We start from the raw sequence: 1,322 nt of genomic DNA on the forward strand, positions 1-1,322 counted from the left end.
GTTTAGCCCCTACTATGATATTGCCAGAAAACTTCGCTCTCAAATTTCAAGGCTCAGGCTGAAACAGTCCCCCAGACTGTTTCACTCCCAAATGCTAAAATCGTTCTCGACCGCTTTCACATTGTCCAACATCTCAATCGAACTATGAATCGTCTTCGCATCTAAGTCATGAATCATTTTGATCGTAAATCGCACGAATATAAGGCACTAAAACGTTACTGGAAACTCATTCAACAGGATAGCCGCAAACTCAGCGATAAGCGATTTTATCGCCCTACTTTTCGTATGTGCACTTCACGAATAATGAGATTCTCGAAAAGCTCCTTGCATACTCTCAAGAACTTAGATAGCACTATGAACTCTATCAACTATTACTGTTTCATTTCCAAGAGAAACAAACAGATCATTTCTTTGATCTTATTGAAGAAGCAATTTCTTGTGTAAATCCTATTTTTCAAACTGTTTTTAAGACCTTTTGGAAAGATAAGGACAAGATCATGAACGCACTGGAACTGCTATACTAAAATGCAAAACTAGAGGCTACTAATAACCTCATTAAGGTCATCAAACGAAATGCTTTTGGCTTCCGGAACTTTGAAAACTTTAAAACTAGAATCCTAATCGCTTTGAATATTAAAAGGGAGAGAACCAAGTTGGCCCTCTCCAGGTTATAACTTTTCATCAACCCACTACAGTTGACAAAGAGCCGCTTTTGTTTCATTTGACTACACAATAAGAAAACAACTAAAAATTAAAAAGCTAGAGTTCCACAATTGGGAACCTCTAGCTTTTTGTGTCAGATAACTAATTTGTCTCAGATTCTTTTTGATTGGAATAATCAACTAATAAAATTTATTCTTCATCATCACGCTTACGACGTTTAGCTACTAAACCTAATCCTGTTAGACCTGCTACAACTCCGAAGAGAGCATTTGTAGTCGAAGCTATTTCACCAGTATTTGGTAATTGCTTACGAGCCTTAGTAGTATCGGTTTGAGGATCTTGACTAGTTGAAGTAGAATGAGTCGCTGATGTTGAAGCACTTACACTTGTTGATGCCGAATGAGGCATTGATGTTGAGGTGCTTGTGCTTGTTGATGCCGAATGAGGCATTGATGTTGAGGCGCTTGCACTTGTTGAAGTTGAGTGAGACATTGATTGACTAAGACTTACTGATAATGATAGTGATTGTGATACTGATGTACTAATTGAATCAGATGTAATAATACTATCAATATCTAAGCTATCAAGTGACAAGCTTTCTGGCATTCCCTTACTTGTAATAACAGATGTGCTTGCGCTTGTTGAAGCTGATGTGCTTG

At 37.7% G+C, this 1,322-nt stretch carries 1 protein-coding gene and 1 pseudogene; one reads left to right on the forward strand and one right to left on the reverse strand.

Annotated elements, in window-relative coordinates:
• Window positions 1-674: pseudogene (locus HMPREF2795_RS10325) on the forward strand (transposase); the annotation flags it as partial.
• Between the two features lie 178 nt (window positions 675-852).
• Here the strand turns inward: HMPREF2795_RS10325 and HMPREF2795_RS05985 are convergent.
• Window positions 853-1,322 (reverse strand): LPXTG cell wall anchor domain-containing protein (locus HMPREF2795_RS05985; RefSeq protein ID WP_148131286.1); only part of this gene is annotated, 470 nt, incomplete at its 5' end.

Source organism: Streptococcus sp. HMSC056C01, assembly GCF_001811305.1.
Lineage (GTDB): Bacteria > Bacillota > Bacilli > Lactobacillales > Streptococcaceae > Streptococcus.